This is a genomic window from Mycolicibacterium doricum, from assembly GCF_010728155.1.
In the GTDB taxonomy this organism is placed as follows: domain Bacteria; phylum Actinomycetota; class Actinomycetes; order Mycobacteriales; family Mycobacteriaceae; genus Mycobacterium; species Mycobacterium doricum.
On the sequence record NZ_AP022605.1, the window covers coordinates 3,163,131 to 3,183,935 of the forward strand.

A 20,805-nucleotide genomic window follows, 5' to 3' on the forward strand; every position below is an offset into this window, starting at 1 on the left:
CACCGTCATTTCGCGTCCGGCGTCACCACCTGCCACGGTTCGCCGAGCCCTTGCACCTTGACCACGTCTCCTTCTGCCCGCACCTGCACCCTGACGTCACCCAGACGAAGGTCGGTCAGGGCCACATGGCCCCAGTCCCGAGGCAGGCGAGGACTCACGACCAGTCGTCGCTGCGGCACATGCGGCTGCAGACCGAGGAACGACCGCACCAAAAGGAGCGGCGCCGCGCTGGCCCACGCCTGCGGTGAGCAGGACGTCGGATACGGCACGGGCGAGGCGAACTGCGCACGAGCGAACCCGCAGTACAACTCCGGCAGCCGGCCGCCGAACGCGCCGGCAGCGTCCAGCAGCCCGGTGGCGAGTCGCTCCGCGAGCGTTACGGCGCCGCGGACGTGGGCGTACCTCATCAACCCCGCGATCGCGATCGCCGTGTCATGCGGCCAGACAGACCCGTTGTGGTAGCTCATCGGGTTGTAGGCGCCCATGGTGGTGGCCAGGGTCCGCAGGCCGAAACCCGAATCCATGTCGTCGCTCGCCAGCGCCTCGACGAGGCGTTCGGCGTGCTCGTCGGGCGCAATACCGGTCCACAGACAGTGGCCGACGTTGCTGGTCAGGGCGTCGACAGGGTGCTTACGGTTGTCCAGCGCGACGGCGTACCAGCCCTGCTCGGGAAGCCAGAACGCGTCGACGAACCGCTGCCGCAGGCGCTCCGCCCTGGCGCGTGAGCGTGCCGCGGCGGCAGGGTCGTCGAATTCTTCGGCCAGCTCCGCACGGCCCAGCAACGCCGCATAGTGGTACGCCTGGACTTCACACAGGGCGACCGGCGCGTCGGCGACTCGGCCCGCCGCGTCGTTGATGCCGTCGAAACTGTCCTTCCAGCCCTGGTTGATCAGCCCGCGGTCGGTGGCGCGCCGGTACTCGACGAAGCCGTCCCCGTCACCGTCGCCGTAGTGTTCGGCCCACTCCAGCGCGGCGTCAGCGGCGGGCAGCAGGGCATGAACGGCCGCCTCGTCGGCACCCCAGCGCCACGCCTCGGCCAGCAGCATCACGAAAAGCAGGGTCGCGTCCACGGAGCCGTAGTAGACATTGCCGCCGAGGGCGTCCGCGCTGGCCGGACCACGACGGATCTCGTGCATGATCCGGCCCGGCTGTTCCTCGGTGATCGGGTCGACCCGGCGACCCTGCGTCTCGGCGAGTTGCTGCAGAGTGCCCACCGACAACCCGACGTCCAGCGGCAGCGCCATCCATGCGGTCAGCAGGCTGTCTCGGCCGAACAGCGTCATGTACCAGGGCGCGCCGGCCGCCACGAACGGTCGGCCTCCGGCCTCGTCGTCGATCAGCAGCGCTCCCAAGTCGCTTTCGGTGCGGTTCAACGCCTGCATGAGGATCGGATGAGCGGTTTCGACCGTCGTCGTGGTGTCCCGCCAGGCCTCGATCTTGCGGGCAGGCGCGCTGTCCTCGAGCTCTTCACCCCTGCGGAAGCGGCTCGCCACGCTCTGGTGCGCCCATGTCGGCTGCGCCACCACCTCGAGCTCCCGGCGTTGCCGGGGCGGCACAACCACCCGCCAGCTCAAAACGCCCGGCGCCACCACCGGGCCGCTCGATGCGGTCACCCGCACACCGCGCACCATGTCGGTTCGGTCGTGCAGCACCAACTCGTCATCGACAACGGACATCTCCGCGCCACTCGTCGCCGCGCGGCCTTCCTTGACGGAGAACAAGTCCGAGAAGTCCGCATCGGCGAGCAGTTCGATCGACACCACGGTCGCCTCGTCGTCGAGGTTGTGCAGCGAAACCGTCTCCCGCATGCCGTCGGCGATGAGACGTTCACGGACCACCAGCAGCGTGCTGTCGGCCAACCCCGGTCGCGGCCCGCGACGCATGACGAACTGTCCGGCGAACGCCTCGGGTGTGTGAACCGCCAGCGGTTCGGGCGGCCGTCCGTCCACCCGTAACTCCAGGCGGGACAACACACGGGCGTCCCTGAAGAACAGCCCGTGCGATCCGCCTTCGCGAATGTCTCCCCGCCGGTCCGACAGACAGAACGTGCCGCCTTCGACCAACGTGACCGTGTCACCACCGGGGCCGATGCTCGCCGACTCGCCGGTGTTGAGCGCGGTGGTCATGCGCTGGCCCGTTCGTCGCAGCGATGCTGGTCCCCTACTACCCGACGCGGCGTGACCCCGTTGCCTGGCGTGGGGCGCCGGTCGACCATGCGCCGATAGATCCGCTCATAACCGGACCCGAACTGGCTGACGCTGAAATTCGCGGCAACGTGCCGCCGGCATGCGGCGGGTTCGAGTGCAGCGGCTGCAGCGATGGCGTCGGGCAACTCAGCTGGGTCGTCGCAGATGATGCCGGTCACCCCGTCGACGATCACTTCCGGCACCGCTCCCCTGCGCAGTGCCACCACCGGGGTGCCGCAGGCCATCGATTCGATCATCACCATGCCGAACGGTTCCTCCCACTGCACCGGGAAAAGCACACAGCGCGCGCCGGACAACAACTCCCGCTTGGCAGCGGCATCAGCGGGACCGAAGACGTGGTCGTTCTCGGTGAGCAACGGCCTGACGCACTGGTCGAAATACGCCTTCTCGCCCGGTTCGTCGCACTTGCCCGCCAGCACGAGCGGGATCCCGGCCCGGTGAGCCGCCTCCAGCGCGAGGTGGGCGCCCTTGTAGGGGGCGTACCGTCCCAGGAACAGTGCGTAGCCCTTCTTGTCGGCGGCGAATGGCCAGTCCTCGGTGCGCACCGAATTGTGCACTCGACCAACCCAATTGAGATCTGGAGCGAGCTCACGTTGCCGATCGCTGATAGCGATCAGCCCGGCATCGTCGCCGAGTTCGCGGTAGTACGGTTCGAGGTCGGCGTCGATCGGCCCGTGCACGGTCACGACGGTCGGCAAGCCGAGCGCGCGGTAGGCCTGCGCGTTGAGCGGACCGGCGAAGGTGTGGTCGTGCACGATGTCGGCGCCGACGCGCTCCACGATGTCGGCGACGGCCCGGCGAACCTTCAACGTGTGCATCACTTCCGGGTAGGGCTGGCCGAGACGGTCCGGAAGTGTCGTTTCCCACACTGGTACGAACTCGGCGGCCGTACCGGGCGTGCCGGCCCCGAGCAGGGTGACGTGATGGCCGCGGGCGACCAGCGCATCGGCCAGGTCGGCCACCACCGCCTCGGTGCCGCCATACCCCTTGGGCGGGACGTCGAAGTAGGGCGGTGCGACCAGCACGACACGCAAAGGGCGCGAGACGGTGTCGGACGCCGAGACCATGTCGGACGAGGAGACCATGTCGGATGAGGAGACAAAAGCGCTGCTGCTCAACGGGGTTCCTTTCTGTCGACTTCACCTGAACTAGCACTCTCATCTGTTGAGTGCCAATTATGGCGAGCCGGACGCCACTTCGCCACAGTTGCGCGCCAGCAGCCGGATAGCCTTGCGCCGTGAGCCGGATCGGTGCCCTGCAGTTGCGTGACGCCGTCCTGGACGAGGGGTCGTTCCGCAGCTGGGACGCCCCACCGCTGGCGGTGGCCACCAGCGACTCCTACCGCGCCGAACTGGTTGCTGCGGCGGAGGCCACCGGGCTCGACGAAGCAGTGCTGACCGGTGAGGGCCTGGTCTTCGGCCGCCGGGTCGCCGTGGTCGCGGGTGAATTCGACTTCCTCGCCGGCTCGATCGGAGTGGCCGCCGCCGAACGCATCACCGCCGCGGTGCAGCGCGCCACCGCCGAACGGCTCCCACTGGTGGCGTCGCCGTCGTCGGGCGGCACCCGGATGCAGGAGGGCACGGTCGCGTTCCTGCAGATGGTCAAGATCACCGCCGCGGTTCAGCTGCACAAACAGGCACACCTGCCATACCTGGTCTATCTGCGCCACCCTACGACCGGCGGGGTATTCGCGTCCTGGGGTTCCCTCGGCCACGTCACCGCCGCCGAACCCGGCGCGCTGATCGGGTTCCTCGGTCCACGCGTCTACGAGCACCTGTACGGCGAACCTTTTCCGTCGGGCATCCAGACCGCGGAGAACTTGCACCGGCACGGAGTGATCGACGCAGTGGTGCCGCTGGACATGCTGCGCGCGACGTTGAACCGCGCGCTCACCGTCGTCTCCGATGCCCCAGGGCCGCCGCCCGAGGCACCCCCGGCCGAACCGCCGGCCGACGTGCCGGCGTGGACGTCGGTCGAGGCATCGCGGCGTCCGGACCGTCCGGGGGTGGGTCACCTCTTACGGCATGGCACCACCGATCGTGTGCTGCTGTCGGGAACCGGCCGCGGCGAGGCGGCGACCACGCTGCTCGCCCTGGCCCGGTTCGGCGGTCAGCCCGCGGTCGTCCTCGGCCAGCGGCGGGTGATCGGCGGCATGGTCGGGCCTGCGGCGCTGCGCGAGGCGCGCCGCGGGATGGCCTTGGCGGCCGGACTGCACCTGGCGTTGGTGCTGGTCATCGACACCGCGGGACCGGCGTTGACGGTCGAAGCCGAACAAGGCGGGCTAGCCGGGGAGATCGCGCGCTGCCTGGCCGACCTCGTCACGTTGGACACCCCCACGCTGTCGGTGCTGATCGGACAGGGTTCCGGTGGGCCCGCGCTGGCGATGGTGCCCGCCGACCGGGTGCTGGCCGCACAGCACGGCTGGTTGGCACCGCTGCCGCCCGAGGGTGCCAGCGCGATCGTCTACCGCGACCTCGACCATGCGGCGGAACTCGCCGCAGCCCAGGGTGTCCGGTCGGCGGATCTGCTACGCAACGGCATCGTCGACACGGTCGTCGGCGAACATCCGGATGCCGCCGACGAGCCGCTGGAGTTCACCCACCGGTTGTCGGCGACCATCGCCGCGGAACTACACCTGCTGCGCGACGTGCCTGCCGAGACCCGGCTGCAGCGGCGGCTCGATCGCTACCGGCGCATCGGGTTGCCGTGACTCAGCCGCCGAGCTCGTCGACCGCGGTGTTCAGCGCGGCCGCCTGCTCCTCGAGGCCGCGGTCGTCCAGCGACGCACCGCCGGTGCGTTTGAGCAGTTCGTGGCGGGAGATGATCTCGAGCGCGCCCTGGTAGCGCTCCGAGCCCAGCTGCCCGTCCGTCACCACCTCGGTGCGGCCCTCGATCAGCACCAGCACCGCCTCCCCGTCGGTGTCGAGTAGTTGGCGTACGTCCTCTGCGCTGATTGTCATCACTTGCCCCGTCCGGTCTGCTGCTGTAGTCGGTCTATCATCTCCGATGCCTGCGCCTTGGTCAGGTTCTCCGGGATCTCCTCCCCCGCCTCCTGGGCGAGGGTGTTGAGATAGCTGCGCTGCGGGCCGGTCATCGGCTCGCCACCGGTGACCCACTGCGATTGATCCTTCTGCGGGTTCTCCTGCGGCGCGACGCCTGCGTCCTCACTCATGACGGTCCTATGCCCGCTCACGGGCGCCATTAAGCGCGTCACCCGAACACAAGTGCGACCCGGTGACGACCATTACCTCTCCGTGCCTGTACCTCTCCGTGCCTGCCCTCAGGCCAGCGACTGCTCCCACGCCCGGTGCAGCGCCGCGTAGCGGCCGTCGTCGCGGCCGATCAACTCCTCCGGCGCGCCGTCTTCGACTATGCGACCACCTTCGAGCACCAGCACCCGGTCGGCGATCGCGACGGTCGACAACCGGTGCGCGATCACCAGCGCCGTGCGGTCACTGAGCACGGTCTCCAATGCCCGCTGCACCATCCGCTCGCTCGGGATGTCGAGCGACGACGTCGCCTCGTCGAGAATGAGCACCGCCGGATCGGCCAGGAACGCCCGCGCGAACGCGACCAGCTGACGCTGCCCTGCCGAGAGCCGGCCGCCACGCTTGGCGACGTCGGTGTCGTACCTCGCGGGCAGCGTGTCGATGAAGCGGTCAGCGCCGACCGCCTCCGCCGCCGCGCGAACCTCGTCGTCGGTGGCTTCGGGATTGCCGAATCGGATGTTGTCGGCGATGGTGCCCTCGAACATGAAGTTCTCCTGGGTCACCATCACCACGTGCCTGCGCAGTTCGCTCTGCGACAGCCGACGCAGATCTGTGCCGTCGAGGGCCACCGAGCCAGATGTCGGGTCGTAGAACCGGGCGATCAACTTGGCGATCGTGGTCTTGCCCGCACCCGTCGTGCCGACCAGCGCGACGGTCTGCCCCGCGGGCACGGTGAGGGTCAGCCCCGGCAGCACGGGCCGGTCCGGTGAGTAGCCGAACGTCACGTGGTCGATCGAGATCTCGCCGCGCACGGTGTCCAGGCGCACCGGGTCGGCGGGGTCTTCGATGCCCGGCTGCTCGGCGAGCACACCGGCCAGTTTCTCCAACGCCGACGACGCCGACTGGAAGGTGTTGAAGAACTGCGAGATCTCCTGCATCGGTTCGAAGAACATCCGCAGATACAGCAGGAACGCGGTCAGCGTCCCGATCGTCATCTCGCCGTGCAGCACCCGGGAGCCGCCGTAGAGCAGCACCACCCCGGTGGTGATATTGCCGACCAGCTTCACCCCCGGCATGAACACCGCGAGCAGCCGGAACGTCCGCTCGTTGATCTCGCGGTACTCGTCGGCGATGTCCTCGAAAATCTGCTGGTTGCGTGGTTCGCGGCGGTAGGCCTGGACGGCTTTGATGCCCGTCATCGTCTCGACGAACTGGACGATCACCAATGCGGCGCTCTCACGCACCTTGCGGTACGTCTTGGCCGACTCGTTGCGGAACCACCACACCAGCGCCACCAGGACCGGGAACGCGGCAAGGCACATCAGCCCCAGCTTCGCGTCGAGCGTCACCAGCAGCACCGACGTGCCGACCAGCGTGAGCACCGCCGTGATCAGGCTGTCGAAGCCCGTTTCCAGCATGTCCTGGATGGCTTCGACGTCGTTGGTCGACCGGCTCACCACCCGGCCGGACGTGTACCGGTCGTGGAAGGCGATGTCGAGGCGCTGGAAATGCCGAAACACCCTGCGGCGCAACTCCAGCAGCACCTTCTGGCCGATCTTGCCGGAACGCCGCAGAAAGAACATCCGTCCGCCGGCCTGCACGAGCACCACCGCGCACAGCGCGCCGACGATCAGCATGAGTTCGCGCGCCGACCCGCCTTCCAGCAGCGGTGGGATGCCGTGGTCTATCCCACGCTGTACCAGCAGGGGCACCGACAGCCGTGCCGCGTTCTCCACGACCACGACGAGTGCGAGCAGGATCAGCGGGGCCTGGTACGGCTTGAGCAGGTTCCCCAGCAGCGCCCGCGCCTCGCGGCGGCGAGGCACGCTCTCGTCGATCGGGAGGTCGTCGCCGGTGTTCTCTTCGACGCGTCCGCGCCAGTCGGTGACGGTCATCGGCGTTCGGCCTCCGAGGTCACGAACCGCGGATCGGCGCTCGCCGCTTCGGTCGCCTCCTGTTCGGTGTAGGAGTGTTCGATGCGCTCGCGTGCGTCGTCGTCCTCCCAGGTGGCGATGCGCTCGGCGCCGTCGTCGAGTTCGTCGTCGGCGGCCAGCAGGTAGCGGTACTGCGGCACGTCGGCGAGAAGTTGGGCATGCGTGCCGACGTGGGTGACCGTCCCGTGCTCGAGCAACGCCACCTTGTCGGCGAGCAGCACCGTCGACGCCCGGTGCGCGACGACGATGCCGGTGACGGCGTGCAGCACCCGGCGCAGCGCCTCCTCGACGACGGCCTCGGTGTGCACGTCGAGTGCGGACAGCGTGTCGTCGAGGACGAGGATCCGGGGGGCGGCCAGTATCGCGCGGGCCAGCGATAGACGTTGCCGCTGGCCGCCGGACAGGCTCATCCCCTGTTCGCCGATGCGGGTGTCGAGCCCGAACGGCAGGTCGTAGACGAACTCCGCGGCGGCCACCTCGATGGCTTCCGCGATCTGGGCGTCGGTCGCGTCGGGGCGGCCCAATCGTAGATTCTCCGCGACCGACATCGAGAAGAGCGTCGGGTCCTCGAACGCCGTCGCGACCGCCTGGCGCAGCGCGGGCAGCGACAGTTCCCGGATGTCGACGCCGTCGACGCGGATCGACCCCTCGGTCACGTCGTAGAGCCGCGACAGCAGCGACGCCAGTACCGACTTGCCCGAGCCCGTCGACCCGACCAGCGCCAGCGTCTCCCCCGGTTCGACGGTGAAGGTGACGTGGCGCAGTGCCCAGTTGTCCGGCTCGGCGGGCGGCGCCACCCTGTCGCTGTCGGGGAACTTGAACCCGACGTCGACGAGTTCCAGACGGCCGCCGCGCGGGGTCTCGTTGCACGGGCCGTCGGTGATCTCCCTTGGCGCGTCGAAGATTTCGGCGATGCGGTTGGCCGCGGTGTAGGACTCCTGCATCATCGACAGCAGGAAGCCGAGCGAGGCGATCGGCCACACCAACGACAGCATCATCGTGATGAACGCGACCAGAGTGCCGAGGGTGACGTAGCCGTGGCCGGCGGCGTACGCGCCGAACCCGAGCACGACGATCAGCGCCAGGTTCGGGATGACCTCGAGCAGCGTCCAGAACTTCGCGGACACCGACACCCGACCGACCTGGGTGTCGTAGAGATCGGTCAGCTGCCGGTCGAATCGGTGGTAGACGTAGTCCTCCCGGCCGAACGACTTCACCACCCGCAGCCCCAGCGCCGACTCCTCGACGTGGGTGGCGACGTGGCCGGACTGGTCCTGCGCCAGCCGGGAGAGCCGAGTGTACTCGCGCTGGAAGTGCAGGACCGTCAACGTGATCGGCACGATCGACACCAACACGACCACGCCCAGCGGCCAGTACATCGACAGCAGGATTGCGGTGACGACGACGATCTGCAGGCAGTTGAGGACCAGGAACACCAACCCGAACGACAGGAACCGCCGGATCGTGGACAGGTCGTTCATCACCCGCGACAGCAGCTGTCCGGACTGCCAGCGGCCGTGGAAACTCATCGGCAGGATCTGCAGCCGGGCGTAGAGGTCCTTGCGGATGTCGGCCTCGACGCCCATGGTGGCCCGCGAGACCAGCCACCGGCGGATGAACCACAGCACGGCCTCGGTGATGCCGACGCCCATCGCGGCGGCGCCCAGCACCCAGAGGCCCTGCTGGTCCTGGTTGCGCACCGGCCCGTCGATGACGGCCCTGGTCATCAGCGGAATCGAAATCGTCGCGCCGAGGCTGGCGATCGCGACGACGAACATCGCGATCCAGCGCGCCCGGTAGGGCATCAGGTACGGCAGGAGCCGCCACAGGTCGGAGCTGGCCCTCGGCCGCAGGCGCCGAGCAGCGATCGCGGGCGCCGAAACGAGGGCGCGAGAGTCGGGATGGGACACTAAAGTCCATCTTCCCATCGGCGGCAAGCCGATAACGTCACGGCGGAAAGCGTCACGCAACCGCCTCGGACTCCTGCGGACCGGACTCCTGCGGACCGAACTGGGTCTCGTACAACTCGGCGTACCGGCCGCCTCGGCCGATGAGCTGACGATGGGTGCCGCGTTCGACGATCCGGCCGTCCTCGACCACCAGAATCATGTCGGCGGCCCGCACCGTCGACAAGCGGTGCGCGATGACCAGCGACGTCCGCCCGGCCAGCGCTTCACCGAGCGCCTGCTGGACCGCGGCCTCCGACGACGAGTCCAGTGCCGCCGTCGCCTCGTCCAGCACGACCACCCGTGACCTCCCCAGCAACAGGCGGGCGATGGTCAGCCGTTGCCGTTGCCCGCCGGACAGACGGTATCCACGCTCACCGACCACCGTGTCGAGCCCGTCGGGCATCGCGGCGACGACGTCGGCGAGGCTGGCCCGGTGCAGCACCTCCCACAGCTGGTCGTCAGTCGGCGCCGCCGAGGCGGCGCCATCGGGTCCCGCGTCCGGCGCGGCGAGGAGCAGGTTGGACCGGATGGAGTCGTGGAATAGATGGCCGTCCTGGGTCACCATGCCGACGGTGTCGCGCAGCGATGCGAAGGTCAGGTCGCGCACGTCGACACCGGCCAGCCGCACGGCGCCGGAGTCGACGTCGTAGAGGCGGGCCAACAGGGCCGCGATCGTCGACTTGCCTGCCCCCGAGGAGCCGACGAGCGCGACCAACTGGCCCGGCTCCGCGGTGAAGTCGATTCCGTGCAGCACCTCGCCGTCGTCGCGATCGTCGAGCACCGCCACCTCCTCGAGCGAGGCCAGCGAGACCTTGTCCGCCGTCGGATACGAGAACCGCACATGATCGAACTCCACACGCACCGGGCCGTCGGGCACCGCAACCGCGTCGGGCTTCTCCCGGATGATCGGCTCCAGGTCGAGCACCTCGAAGACGCGCTCGAACGACACCAGCGCGCTGGCGATCTCGACCCGCGCATTGGCCAGCGCGGTCAGCGGCGCGTAGAGACGGGTCAACAGCAGCGCGAGCGACACGATCTCTCCGGCCTGCAGATGCCCGCCGAGCGCGATCACCCCGCCCAGCCCGTACACCAGCGCCAGCGCGAGCGCCGACATCAGGGTAAGCGAGTTCATGAACGTCGACTGCAGCATCGCCGAGCGCACCCCGATGTCGTGGACCCGTCCGGCGCGCACGGCGAATTCGTGGGCTTCGGCGGTGGGGCGTCCGAACAGCTTCACCAGCGTGGCGCCCGGCGCCGAAAAGCGTTCAGTCATCTGGTTATTCATCGTCGCGTTGTGGATGGCGCGCTCGCGCGACAGATGCGCCATCCTGGCGCCGATGCGGCGGGTGGGCAGCACGAAAACCGGCACCAGCACGAGTGCGACGACGGTGATCTGCCATGAGATCGCGAGCATCACCCCCAGGGTGAGCATCAGCGTGACCAGGTTGGCGACGACACCGGACAGCGTGTCGGAGAACGCACGTTGCGCGCCCAGCACGTCGTTACCCAGGCGGCTGACCAGCGCCCCCGTGCGGGTGCGCATGAAGAACGCCACCGGCATCTTCTGGACGTGGGCGAACACGGCGGTGCGCAGATCCAAGATGAGGCCCTCGCCGATGGTCGACGACAGCCAGCGCGTCAGCAGCGACACGGCTGCCTCCGCGAGCGCGGCGGCGGCGATGACGAGCGCCAACCCGACCACCACTGACGGTGCGCCCCCGCGGGTGATCGCGTCGACCACGCGGCCGGCCAGCACCGGGGTGGCCACCGCCAGCGTCGCGCTGACCACGCTGACCGCCACGAAGGCGGCTAGCCTGCGGTGGTGGCGGTCGGCGAAGCGCCAGATGCGGCGCAGCAGCGCACGGTCGGCCAGCGAGCGCAGATCCCCGCCGCGGGCGTGCGCCTGGCGGTAGAGGGTCTGCCGGGCGACCATTTCGATACTCATTGATCCACCGTAGAACCTCAACAAAAGGTGAGGTCAATTGTTCCCGGCCGACTGCGCCGGTTCAGCGAGCCCGGGCGCGGGTAAGCACCCCAACCGTGACAACTCCGCAGAACAGGATTGAGAAGTGGGAGCGTCGAACGGAGTGGCCGTTGGCGGGCGTCGCCCTGCTCTTCCTGGCCGCCTATGCCGTCGACGTGCTGGTCCGGCCGCACGGCGCGGGCGCGGACGTCACACGCGCGGTGACCGCGGTGTCGTGGTCGCTGTTCGTGGGCGACTACCTCGTGCGGCTGGGACTGGCGCGAGACCGGTGGCGATGGTTCTACCGGCACCTCTTCGATCTGGCCGTCGTGATCCTGCCGCTGCTCCGTCCGCTGCGGCTGCTGAGGCTGGTCACGCTCATCACCGTGATGCAGCGCGCGGTCGGCAACGCCATCCGCGGCCGGGTGGTCATGTACACCGTCGCCGGTGCGGTGCTGCTGGTGTTCGTCGCGTCGCTGGCGGTGCTCGAGAGCGAGCGCGGACAACCCGGCGCCCACATCACCCACTTCGGTCAGGCCGTGTGGTGGTCGATCACCACGATCACCACCGTGGGCTACGGCGACCTTACCCCGGTCACCACAACCGGGCGGGTCATCGCAGTGTTGCTGATGATCGGCGGAATCAGCCTCGTCGGGTCGATCACCGCGACGCTGGCGTCGTGGATCGTGCAGCGGGTGGCAGACGAGGACGACGCAGGGCGCACGGTGACCACCGCGCACATCGGCAGGCTGCTCGACGAGATCACGGAGTTGCGCGGGGAGGTCGCACAGTTGCGTGAGGAGGGACGGCGATCCGGCGGGCAGCCTCCCCCAGCCTGACCTCTGTTTCAGGCAAGATTGCTCCCATGGACAGTGGTGTGGGGTCACCCCGGGTACTGGTCGTCGACGACGATCCTGACGTGCTGGCGTCGTTGGAGCGCGGGTTACGGCTGTCCGGATTCAACGTCTCCACCGCTGTCGACGGCGCCGAGGCGCTGCGCAGCGCCACCGAGACGCGCCCGGATGCGATCGTCCTCGACATCAACATGCCGGTGCTCGACGGCGTCAGCGTGGTGACGGCGCTGCGCGCCATGGACAACGACGTGCCCGTCTGCGTGCTCAGCGCGCGCAGCAGTGTCGACGACCGGGTGGCCGGTCTGGAGGCCGGCGCCGACGACTACCTCGTCAAACCCTTCGTCCTGGCCGAACTGGTGGCGCGGGTCAAGGCGCTGCTGCGCCGGCGTGGTTCGTCGGCGACGTTCTCGTCGGAGACCATTCAGGTCGGCCCGCTCGAGGTCGACATCCCGGGGCGGCGTGCCCGCGTCAACGGCGTCGACGTCGACCTGACCAAACGCGAATTCGACCTGCTGGCGGTGCTCGCCGAGCACAAGACCGCCGTGCTCTCCCGCGCCCAGTTGCTCGAACTGGTGTGGGGATACGACTTCGCGGCCGACACCAACGTCGTCGACGTGTTCATCGGATACCTGCGCCGCAAGCTCGAGGCCGGCGGTGCACCCCGGCTGCTCCACACCGTGCGCGGTGTGGGGTTCGTGCTCCGGACGCAATAGGTAGGACAGCAATAGTGAGTCTGCTGTCCCGGATCTTCCGCCGCACCCCGTCACTGCGGACCAGGGTGGCGTTCGCGACGGCGATCGGTGCGGCGATCGTCGTGATCATCGTCGGGACCGTGGTGTGGGTCGGCATCACCAACGACCGCAAGGAGCGGCTGGACCGCCGGCTCGACGAGGCGGCCGGTTTCGCGATCCCGTTCCTACCTCGCGGCCTCGACACCATCCCGAAGTCGCCGAACAACCAGGACGTCGTGATCACGGTGCGCAGACCGGACGGCGAGGTCACCTCCAATTCCGAGGTCGTGCTGCCCGAGGCGCCCGCCGGCTACGCCGACACCTACGTCGAGGGAGTCCGCTACCGGGTGCGCACGGTCGACATCCGCTACCCCGAGCCGATGACGGTGGCAGTAGGCGCCACCTACGACGCCACCATCGCCGACACCAACAACCTGCACCGGCGGGTGATCATCATCTGCGCGTTGGCCGTCGGGGCGGCCACCCTGCTGGGCTGGCTGCTGGCCGCGTTCGCGGTGCGCCCGCTCAAACGCCTCGCCGAACAGACCCGTCAGATCGACGCGGGCGACGAAGCGCCCGACGTCGAGGTGCGCGGCGCATCCGAAGCCGTCGAGATCGCCGAGGCCGTCAAGGGCATGCTCGAACGGATCTGGTCCGAACAGGACCGGACCAAGGCCGCGCTCGCGTCAGCCCGCGATTTCGCCTCGGTCTCGGCCCACGAACTGCGCACGCCGCTGACCGCGATGCGGACCAACCTCGAGGTGCTCGCCACCCTTGACCTCGCCGACGACCAGCGTAAAGAGGTGGTCAACGACGTGATTCGGACGCAGTCGCGCATAGAGGCGACGCTGTCCGCGCTGGAACGCCTCGCCCAGGGTGAACTGTCGACCTCCGATGACCACGTGCCCGTCGACATCACCGAACTGCTCGACCGGGCCGCCCACGACGCGATGCGCGTGTATCCGGACCTGGAGGTGACGCTGGTTCCCGCGCCGACGGTGATCATCGTCGGACTTCCCGCAGGGCTGCGGCTGGCCGTCGACAACGCGATCGCCAACGCCGTCAAACACGGCGGCGCGAACCGGGTGCAACTGTCGGCGGTCAGTTCCCGCGCGGGGGTGGAGATCGCGATCGACGACGACGGTGTCGGCGTCCCAGAGGAGGAACGGACCCGGGTGTTCGAGCGGTTCTCCCGCGGGTCGACGGCGTCGCACTCCGGCTCCGGGCTGGGGCTGGCGCTGGTTGCACAGCAGGCCGAGCTGCACGGCGGCACCGCCACACTGGAGTCCAGCCCGCTGGGCGGGGCGCGGCTGCTGCTGCGCCTACCCGGGCCGGGTGGCTGACCCGGCTCGAAAGTGAGCTGGTGGGCGAAGGTTTCGCGATTCCTTGCTCATGAGCTCACGACTGTCGGGGCTTAGCTAGCGGGTGGCCAGCAGGTCGATGACAAAGATCAGCGTCTTGCCGGAAAGCCGGTGACCGCCGTCGGCGCGGCCGTAGGCCTGGGCGGGCGGAATCGTCAGCTTGCGACGGCCGCCGACGCGCATTCCCGGGATGCCGTCCTGCCAACCCTGGATCAGCCCCTGCAGCGGGAACTCGATCGACTGGCCGCGGTTCCACGAGCTGTCGAACTCCTCGCCCGTGTCGTACTCCACGCCGACGTAGTGCACTTCGACGTTGGCACCGGGTACGGCCTCGGCGCCCGCACCGATGACCAGGTCCTCGATGACCAACTCGGCCGGGGCCGGGCCGTCCGGAAAGTCGATCTCGGGTTTCTGCCCTGGGTTCACAGTCACATCCCCACGGTAGTCGGGCAGACTGGAGCCGTGGCATCAGACCAAGACATCCTGGCTCAGGTGAACAAGCTCGTCGCCGAGGAACAGCAGCTCCGCGAGGCCCTGCAGGAACGGGAGATCGACGAGAGCGAAGAACATCAGCGATTGCGTGCGGTGGAGATCCAGCTCGATCAGTGCTGGGATCTGCTGCGCCAGCGGCGCGCGCTACGTGACAGCGGTAAGGACCCACGGGAGGCGGAGGTACGTCCGGCCGACGAGGTCGAGGGCTACTTGAACTGAGCGCCACCTACGACGTGTTGATCGTCGGTGGCGGCCACAACGGGTTGGTCGCCGCCGCCTATCTGGCGCGGACGGGCCGTCGGGTCCAGGTGCTCGAACGGCTAGACCATGTCGGTGGTGCCGCGGTGTCGGCGCATGCGTTCGACGGCGTGGACGCCCGCCTGTCGCGCTACTCGTACCTGGTGAGCCTGCTCCCCAGGCGCATCCTGGACGACCTCGGCGCGCGGATCCGTCTGGTCAAACGTCGTTACTCTTCGTACACGCCCGACCCGGCCACCGGCGGGCACACCGGCCTGCTGATCGGGCCGACCAGCACGTTCAACGCCATCGGCGCCGCCGGCGACGAGGCCGGTTTCACCGACTTCTACCGCCGCTTCCGCACCGTGACCGAACGGGTGTGGCCGACACTGACCACACCGCTGATGACGCGCGAGCAGGTGCGTCGCCATGTGTTGGCCGGAGGCGACGCGGACACGTGGCAGGCGGTCACCGAGGCGCCCATCGGGCACGCGATCACCGCGGCCGCACGCAGCGATCTGGTGCGGGGGGTGATGGCCACCGACGCGCTGATCGGGACCTTAGCCCGTACCGACGATCCGTCGCTGGTGCAGAACGTCTGCTTCCTCTACCACCTGCTCGGCGGCGGCACGGGCGGCTGGGACGTGCCGGTTGGCGGAATGGGCGCCGTGAGCGGTGCGCTGGCCGCGGCGGCTGCCGGCTTCGGCGCGGAGATCACCACGGGCGCCGAGGTCACCACCGTCACGCCCGACGGTGAGCTGACCTACCGGGCGAACGGACGGGAACACCGGGTGGGCGCCCGCTTCGTGTTGGCCAACGTCACCCCCGCCGTGCTGGCCGGCCTGCTGGACGAGCCGGCGCCGTCGTCGATGCCCGGCTGTCAGGTGAAGGTGAACCTCATGCTGCGGCGGTTGCCGAAACTGCGCGATACCACGGTGACGGCCGAGCAGGCGTTCGGCGGGACGTTCCACGTCAACGAGACGCTGCGCCAGCTCGACGCGGCCCACGACCGTGCGGCGGACGGTGAGGTCCCGCAGCCACTGCCCTGTGAGATCTACTGCCACTCGCTGACCGACCCGACCATCCTCTCCGATGAGCTGCGTGCCGTGGGCGCCCAGACCCTCACCGTGTTCGGGCTGCACACCCCGCATTCGCTACCGGCCGACGGCGACGACGAGCGGATCCGCAACACGCTGACCTCCGCCGCGCTCACATCACTGAATTCAGTTCTCGCCGAACCGATTCAGGATGTGGTCATGGAGGATGCGGCGGGTCGGTTGTGCATCGAGACGAAGACCACCACCGACCTGGAACACAGTCTGAACATGACCGGGGGAAACATCTTCCACGGCGGCCTGCAGTGGCCGTTCGCCGAGGCCGACGAACCGCTGGACACCGCGGCCCAGCGCTGGGGCGTTGCCACCCGTCACCCGCGAATAATGCTGTGCGGCTCAGGTTCCCGTCGGGGAGGCGGGGTGTCGGGGATCGGTGGCCACAATGCGGCAATGGCTGTGCTGGACAGCTCAGCGTAGGTTGGCCTGCGGCAACGCCACCTGGATGCCGGCCGGGGCCGCCGCGGGGCTTGTGATCGCCACACCGGCCACCGCGACGCCGCGACGCCACGCATGCCGCCGCACCATAGCGACATCGCGCCGACCGACGGGGTGCGCCGCTACAACGTCACGCTGACCCGGATTGATTACTCAGCTCGTCTCGAAGGTGAGCTTCGCCAGCGCCGTCCGCAGTGCGCGCAGTTCGTCGTCGTCCAGGGCCGCCAGCACGTCGGGGGCGGGATCGTCGATGGCCTCGATCCCTGCGAGCACCGCGCAACCGGCCTCGGTCAGCGACACCGTCTTACAACGGCGGTTCGCCGGGTCGACTTCGCGCACCACCAGGCCGCGCTCTTCCAGATCGTTGACGGCGACCGTGGCGGCCGGGGCGTCGAGGGTCGCCGCCTGCGCCACCTCTTTCACCGTCATCGGCTGGCGGCCCAGCCGTCGCAACACCCGGACGCGACTGAACGGCAGACCGGTCTGCTCGACCACCGCGCGCCGCCAGCTGTCCCGGTTGTCGAAGACCAAGGATGTCAACGCATTCCAGACCTCGTCGGCGAGCGGATTACGCGGCACGGGGCACCCCCTGCGACACCACATCCCCTGAGATCAGCGGCGCCAGCCGGTCGGCGGACCGCATCGCCCGGCCCGACGTCGAGTAGACCGCGAGCGCGGTGATGACCAGGCCGAGTGCGACGCACACGAACCACAGCGGCCGCGCCGCGGTGGCGAAGTCCGTCGACGTGCCCGCCAGCGCTCCACCCGCGACGGAACCGCACAGCGCCACACCGATGCTCACCCCGATCTGCCTGCTGGTCGACGTCACCGCCGACGCCGCGCCGGCACGCTCCAACGGCATCCCGCTGACCGCGGCGTTGGTGATCGGCGCGTTGACCGTCGAGAACCCGATACCGAAGACGGCGAAGACGATCAGCAGTTCCCAGACGGGGGTGGTGGCGGTCAGGAAGCTCAGCATCGCCGAGGCCGCCGTGATCAGTACGCCGGCGATCAGCAGCGACGGCCGAGCGCCGAACCGCCCCACCATCCGGCCGGATAGCGGGGAGAACAGCAGCGCGCCGATCGCGATGGGCAGGTAGATCAGACCGGTCTCCATGGCGGAGTAGCCACGCTCACCCTGCAGATACAGCGACATCATGAACAGGAACGCGCCCCAGCCGGCGAACGCCGACACCGCGGTCACCGTCGCCGCGCTGAACGGGATGCTCCGGAAGAAGCGCAGGTCGATGAAGGGGTCGTGGCGGCGTGACTCGTAGCGCAGGAAGAACACGAACGCCACTACGGCGACCACGGCCGCGACGAGTGTGACCGGATTCGTCCAACCCAGACCGGGCCCCTCAATCAGCGCGAACACGGTCCCGAACAGGAACGCCACGGCCAGCGCCTGACCGATCGGATCGATGTTGCGCATGGTCGTCGACTTGGTCTCGGGCACGAACACCGCGGTCAGGATGATCGCCGCCGCGCAGATGGGCAGGTTGATCCAGAACACCGCCCGCCAACCGGCCGTCTCGATGAGCAGACCGCCGACGATCGGCCCCAGTGACATGGCGATGCCGACCACAGATCCCCAGATGCCCAACGCCCTGGCGCGTTCCACCGGTCCGGTGAAGATCTGCGAAACGATCGACAGTGCAACCGGGTTCATCATCGAACCGCCGATCGCCTGCAACAGTCGCGCCACGATCAGCGTCTCGATGTTGGGCGCGAGACTGCACAGCAGCGATCCGAGTGCGAAGACGGTGAGCCCGATCTGGAACACCCGGCGCCGCCCGAACCGGTCCCCCGTCGCGCCCGCCAGGATGAGCAGCGACGCGAGCACCAGGGTGTAGACGGCGACCATCCACTGTAGTTGCGACGGTGTGGCGTGCAGATCCGAGCGGACCGCCGGGATCGCGACGTTGACAATCGTGGCGTCCATGGAAACGATCAGCAGGCTCAGACAGCACGAGACCAGGATGACAGTCTTGCGCCGCGTGCTCATGCCGACAGTGTCAATCACACAACGATTGTGAAACTACAACTATCGGCGAAGCAACCCCCACGCCGAGAATGACGTAGTGGCGAAGATCACTCGCACTTTCCCGCCCGTTTGTTCGTTTGGGCGAAAAATGACCTAGCGGTTCGAGGTGTCGATGTAGTCGCGCTCGGTGTAGCCGGTGTAGATCTGCCGCGGGCGGCCGATCTTGCCGGGCTCGGAGTGCATCTCCCGCCAGTGCGCGATCCACCCGGGCAGCCGGCCGAGCGCGAACAGCACGGTGAACATCCGCGTGGGGAAGCCCATCGCCCGGTAGATCACGCCCGTGTAGAAGTCGACGTTGGGGTACAGCTTGCGCTCGACGAAGAAGTCGTCGGTCAGCGCGACATCTTCGAGCGACTTCGCGATGTCGAGCAGCTCGTCCTCGACGCCTATCTTGCCGAGGATCTTGTCGGCCTGCTCCTTGACGATCCGGGCGCGCGGATCGTAGTTCTTGTAGACGCGGTGACCGAAGCCCATCAGCTTCACGCCGTCCTCACGGTCCTTGACCCTGCGTACGAACTCGCGGACGTCACCGTCGGACTGCTGGATCTTCGTGAGCATCTCCAGCACCGCCTGGTTGGCGCCGCCGTGCAACGGGCCCCACAGTGCGTTGATGCCGCCCGAGATCGAGGTGAACAGGTTGGCCTGCGACGACCCCACCAACCGCACCGTCGAGGTCGAGCAGTTCTGCTCGTGGTCGGCGTGCAGGATCAGCAGCATGTCGAGCGCCCGCACCATCTCGGGGTCGACCTCGTAGGGCTCGGCCGGGAAGCCGAACGTCATCCGCAAAAAGTTCTCCACCAGCGTCAGCGAGTTGTCCGGGTACAGGAACGGCTGTCCCTCGGACTTCTTGTACGCGTAGGCGGCGATCGTCGGCAGCTTGGCCAGCAGCCGGATCGTCGACAGCTCGACCTGGCCTTTGTCCATCGGGTCGAGCGAGTCCTGGTAGTAGGCGCTCAACGCGTTGACCGCGCTCGACAGCACCGGCATCGGGTGGGCGTTGCGCGGGAACCCGTCGAAGAAGCGCTTGAGATCCTCATGTAGCAGGGTGTGCCGCTGGATCTTGGTGGTGAAGTCCTCGAGCTGGTCGGCGGTCGGCAGCTCACCGTAGATGAGCAGGTAGCTCACCTCGATGAACGTCGACTTCTCGGCCAGCTGCTCGATCGGGTAACCGCGGTAGCGCAGGATTCCGGCGTCCCCGTCGATATAGGTGATCGCACTCTTCGTCGATGCGGTGTTGACGAAACCGCCGTCGAAAGTGGCGTAGCCGGTCTTCGCCAGCAGCGACCCCAGTGCGATGCCGTCGGCACCCTCAGTGGCCGGGACGATATCCAGCTCAAGCTCGCCGCCGGGGTAGCTCAGCTTGGCGCGCTCAGTCGCACTGGACGGATTTTCGGCCACGGGAATCCCTTCATCGTCGCTCCGCGGATGCAGACCCTCGTCTACAAAAGGTAGCCCCATCGTGACGGACGTGCTTGCGGGGGGCGGGCAGTTGCTCAGACCAGCTGCCTGACGTCGGCGGTGACGTCGAGGAATCGGGCATACGCCATCTCTATGCGGGACACGATGCCGTCGACGGTCATGGTTCCCCGGTCGATGTCCGGACCGAAATCGGCGAGTGCGGCCATCATGATCGCGCCCCACACCGCGGCCACCAGTTGCAGCCGCCGGTCGTCGGGTCCGGTTCCCATGCGCTCGACGAGTGCGAAGTTCACCGCGCCGAGGCGAAATCGGGTCGAGGCGTGTATGAGCGCCTTCGACGACGTCACGATGCGCGCCGACGCCAGCAGCCGCTGCTCGGTCAGACCGGTCGGCGGTGCCGACTTGGTGCGCGTGAACGCGGTGATGTGGCTGCGGAAGATCGCCTCGAGGTGGCTGATGTCAGGCGGTTGCTTACGGAGTTCGACGGCGACGACCTCGATGATGTCGTCGATGGCGGCCAGTACCACCGCTTCCTTGGTCGCGAAGTACCGGCTGAAGGTGCGCGGCGAGACATCGGCGACCGCGGCGATCTGATCGACGGTGGTGTTCTCGAAACCCTGTCGGTCGCACAGCTCCACCGCGGAGTTGATCAAGGTGGTCCGAGTGCGCTGCTTCTTCCGTTCGCGCAGGCCCAGGACCGGTGCGCCGTCGAGATCAGACACCGTTGGGATGCTAGTCCCACCGGAGGCAAAAAGCAGTTGATCTTGCCATCCGGCGCAGATCGCCTGTTCTCCGGGCTTTGTCACTTTCGGACAGGGTGCGGTAGCCACGAACGCCGGTGCGAGCGCGGCGGCG

At 68.3% G+C, this 20,805-nt stretch carries 18 protein-coding genes; 6 read left to right on the top strand and 12 right to left on the bottom strand.

The window, feature by feature from the left end; all coding sequences use genetic code 11:
- Positions 1-5: 5 nt before the first annotated feature.
- Positions 6-2,126: an amylo-alpha-1,6-glucosidase gene (locus G6N07_RS15410; protein WP_085192615.1), complete on the bottom strand. Its 2,121-nt coding sequence runs from the start codon at positions 2,124-2,126 to the stop codon at positions 6-8.
- A complete protein-coding gene (locus tag G6N07_RS15415; RefSeq protein ID WP_085192614.1) occupies positions 2,123-3,292 on the bottom strand; it encodes a glycosyltransferase family 4 protein in 1,170 nt (389 codons plus the stop codon). The genes G6N07_RS15410 and G6N07_RS15415 overlap by 4 nt, the downstream gene beginning before the upstream one ends.
- A gap of 152 nt (positions 3,293-3,444) precedes the next feature.
- On the opposite strand from G6N07_RS15415, the gene G6N07_RS15420 reads away from it, so the two are divergent.
- Positions 3,445-4,917, top strand: coding sequence for a carboxyl transferase domain-containing protein (locus tag G6N07_RS15420; RefSeq protein WP_085192613.1), 1,473 nt, complete (start codon positions 3,445-3,447; stop codon positions 4,915-4,917).
- 1 nt (position 4,918) lies between these two features.
- On the opposite strand, the gene G6N07_RS15425 is transcribed toward G6N07_RS15420, so the two are convergent.
- The 5 genes from G6N07_RS15425 to G6N07_RS15445 form a co-directional block, all read right to left on the bottom strand.
- Positions 4,919-5,167 (bottom strand): hypothetical protein, encoded by a 249-nt coding sequence (locus tag G6N07_RS15425; protein WP_085192612.1) that lies wholly within the window; start codon positions 5,165-5,167, stop codon positions 4,919-4,921.
- Positions 5,167-5,379 carry a DUF3072 domain-containing protein gene (locus tag G6N07_RS15430; RefSeq protein ID WP_085192625.1) on the bottom strand — a complete coding sequence of 71 codons (213 nt, stop codon included), beginning with the start codon at positions 5,377-5,379 and terminating at the stop codon, positions 5,167-5,169. The genes G6N07_RS15425 and G6N07_RS15430 overlap by 1 nt, the downstream gene beginning before the upstream one ends.
- Positions 5,380-5,487: 108 nt before the next feature.
- Positions 5,488-7,311: an ABC transporter ATP-binding protein gene (locus G6N07_RS15435; RefSeq protein WP_085192611.1), complete on the bottom strand. Its 1,824-nt coding sequence runs from the start codon at positions 7,309-7,311 to the stop codon at positions 5,488-5,490.
- A complete protein-coding gene (locus G6N07_RS15440; RefSeq protein ID WP_404822140.1) occupies positions 7,308-9,260 on the bottom strand; it encodes an ABC transporter ATP-binding protein in 1,953 nt (650 codons plus the stop codon). The genes G6N07_RS15435 and G6N07_RS15440 overlap by 4 nt, the downstream gene beginning before the upstream one ends.
- A 52-nt stretch (positions 9,261-9,312) precedes the next feature.
- The gene (locus tag G6N07_RS15445; RefSeq protein WP_085192609.1) at positions 9,313-11,244 is read right to left on the bottom strand and encodes an ABC transporter ATP-binding protein; all 1,932 of its coding nucleotides are present in this window, start codon (positions 11,242-11,244) and stop codon (positions 9,313-9,315) included.
- A gap of 95 nt (positions 11,245-11,339) precedes the next feature.
- Between G6N07_RS15445 and G6N07_RS15450 the strand changes: the two genes are divergently transcribed.
- Genes G6N07_RS15450 through G6N07_RS15460 form a run of 3 tightly spaced genes read left to right on the top strand, consistent with a single transcriptional unit; the run spans position 11,340 to position 14,190 of the window.
- Complete coding sequence (locus G6N07_RS15450) at positions 11,340-12,101, top strand: potassium channel family protein (RefSeq protein ID WP_085192608.1); 762 nt, start codon at positions 11,340-11,342, stop codon at positions 12,099-12,101.
- A 17-nt stretch (positions 12,102-12,118) separates the two neighbouring features.
- The gene (gene prrA / locus G6N07_RS15455) at positions 12,119-12,829 is read left to right on the top strand and encodes a two-component system response regulator PrrA (RefSeq protein WP_197913042.1); all 711 of its coding nucleotides are present in this window, start codon (positions 12,119-12,121) and stop codon (positions 12,827-12,829) included.
- Between the two features lie 14 nt (positions 12,830-12,843).
- Complete coding sequence (locus tag G6N07_RS15460) at positions 12,844-14,190, top strand: sensor histidine kinase (protein ID WP_085192606.1); 1,347 nt, start codon at positions 12,844-12,846, stop codon at positions 14,188-14,190.
- 75 nt (positions 14,191-14,265) lie between these two features.
- Here the strand turns inward: G6N07_RS15460 and G6N07_RS15465 are convergent, their stop codons facing one another.
- Positions 14,266-14,634 (bottom strand): FKBP-type peptidyl-prolyl cis-trans isomerase, encoded by a 369-nt coding sequence (locus tag G6N07_RS15465; protein WP_085192605.1) that lies wholly within the window; start codon positions 14,632-14,634, stop codon positions 14,266-14,268.
- Between the two features lie 36 nt (positions 14,635-14,670).
- Here G6N07_RS15465 and G6N07_RS15470 point away from each other — a divergent pair, with 36 nt between their 5' ends.
- Together G6N07_RS15470 and G6N07_RS15475 are read left to right on the top strand one after the other, a co-directional pair.
- Positions 14,671-14,919, top strand: coding sequence for a DUF2630 family protein (locus tag G6N07_RS15470; RefSeq protein WP_085192604.1), 249 nt, complete (start codon positions 14,671-14,673; stop codon positions 14,917-14,919).
- Between the two features lie 14 nt (positions 14,920-14,933).
- A complete protein-coding gene (locus tag G6N07_RS15475) occupies positions 14,934-16,469 on the top strand; it encodes a phytoene desaturase family protein (RefSeq protein WP_244949072.1) in 1,536 nt (511 codons plus the stop codon).
- Positions 16,470-16,640: 171 nt separating this feature from the next.
- On the opposite strand, the gene G6N07_RS15480 is transcribed toward G6N07_RS15475, so the two are convergent.
- The 4 genes from G6N07_RS15480 to G6N07_RS15495 all read right to left on the bottom strand — a co-directional run bounded on the left by G6N07_RS15480 (position 16,641) and on the right by G6N07_RS15495 (position 20,672).
- Positions 16,641-17,066 (bottom strand): MarR family winged helix-turn-helix transcriptional regulator, encoded by a 426-nt coding sequence (locus G6N07_RS15480; protein WP_085192602.1) that lies wholly within the window; start codon positions 17,064-17,066, stop codon positions 16,641-16,643.
- A complete protein-coding gene (locus G6N07_RS15485; RefSeq protein WP_085192601.1) occupies positions 17,056-18,492 on the bottom strand; it encodes an MFS transporter in 1,437 nt (478 codons plus the stop codon). The genes G6N07_RS15480 and G6N07_RS15485 overlap by 11 nt, the downstream gene beginning before the upstream one ends.
- Before the next feature lie 132 nt (positions 18,493-18,624).
- A complete protein-coding gene (locus G6N07_RS15490; RefSeq protein ID WP_085192600.1) occupies positions 18,625-19,929 on the bottom strand; it encodes a citrate synthase in 1,305 nt (434 codons plus the stop codon).
- A gap of 95 nt (positions 19,930-20,024) precedes the next feature.
- Positions 20,025-20,672, bottom strand: a complete 648-nt coding sequence (locus G6N07_RS15495) for a TetR/AcrR family transcriptional regulator (protein WP_085192624.1) — start codon at positions 20,670-20,672, stop codon at positions 20,025-20,027.
- Between the last annotated feature and the right edge of the window lie 133 nt (positions 20,673-20,805).

Coding starts and splice junctions, on each gene's coding strand:
- G6N07_RS15425 (WP_085192612.1), bottom strand. CDS start 5,167: ATGACAATCAGCGCAGAGGACGTACGCCAACTACTCGACACCGACGGG.
- G6N07_RS15410 (WP_085192615.1), bottom strand. CDS start 2,126: ATGACCACCGCGCTCAACACCGGCGAGTCGGCGAGCATCGGCCCCGGT.
- G6N07_RS15435 (WP_085192611.1), bottom strand. CDS start 7,311: ATGACCGTCACCGACTGGCGCGGACGCGTCGAAGAGAACACCGGCGAC.
- G6N07_RS15485 (WP_085192601.1), bottom strand. CDS start 18,492: ATGAGCACGCGGCGCAAGACTGTCATCCTGGTCTCGTGCTGTCTGAGC.
- G6N07_RS15445 (WP_085192609.1), bottom strand. CDS start 11,244: ATGAGTATCGAAATGGTCGCCCGGCAGACCCTCTACCGCCAGGCGCAC.
- G6N07_RS15415 (WP_085192614.1), bottom strand. CDS start 3,292: ATGGTCTCCTCGTCCGACATGGTCTCGGCGTCCGACACCGTCTCGCGC.
- G6N07_RS15430 (WP_085192625.1), bottom strand. CDS start 5,379: ATGAGTGAGGACGCAGGCGTCGCGCCGCAGGAGAACCCGCAGAAGGAT.